The 734-nt window shown below is 46.3% G+C and carries 1 protein-coding gene; it reads left to right on the top strand.

Features of this window, described 5'->3' with window-relative positions:
- Positions 1 to 644 (top strand): ABC transporter permease (locus tag A3766_RS08145; RefSeq protein WP_082907075.1); only part of this gene is annotated, 644 nt, incomplete at its 5' end.
- Positions 645 to 734: the final 90 nt, after the last annotated feature.

Genomic DNA, 734 nt, shown 5'->3' with positions numbered 1-734 from the left:
CATCAATCCTGACTATGATCGCGCTTTATTCCATTAACCTGCGAATAATGGATGGCCCGAACATCGCGTTGCTCGGCGTTGATACCTTGTTAAGCCCGCTAGATAAGCTAAGTATTGCTACTTATGAGATTCCTTATTATGTCGCCTACCCAATTTGCTTCGGTATCATTAGTCTTATTACTTTCACCCTGCTTTTTATGTTCCTGCGTAGTGAAATTGGTTTAGCAATGCGCGCTACAGGCTCTAACCCCAGAATGGCTCAGGCCAATGGCGTCAATACTTGGTTAATGGTTATTCTTGGGATGTCACTATCTAATGCCCTTGTCGCCCTGGCAGGCGCTTTATTTGCTCAAAGTCAGGGTAGCGCTGATGTAACCATGGGGGTCGGCATCATTATTATCGGCCTTGCGTCTGTGATAGGCGGCGAAGCCTTGATTGGCCCGAAGAACCTGTTTCGCTGGATCCTTGCCTGCCTGATTGGCTCACTACTCTATCGCCTGGTTATTGCCGTGGCACTTAACGGTGAATTATTAGGCCTTAAAGCTCAAGATCTCAATTTGATCACGGCTATTTTGGTAACGCTCGCAATTGTTGCCCCAAATATCAAAAGCGCCATTAAAGCACGCACGAGGTTCGGCCAATGATCTCAATGAGCAAGGTAGATGTTAGTTTTAATCTCGGCAGCCCCTTAGAAAACCATGTATTAAAGGGAATCGACCTGACTATTCCTAAGC

The sequence above is a fragment of the Oleiphilus sp. HI0132 genome (assembly GCF_001635845.1).
This window is presented reverse-complemented; position numbering and strand designations above follow the sequence as displayed.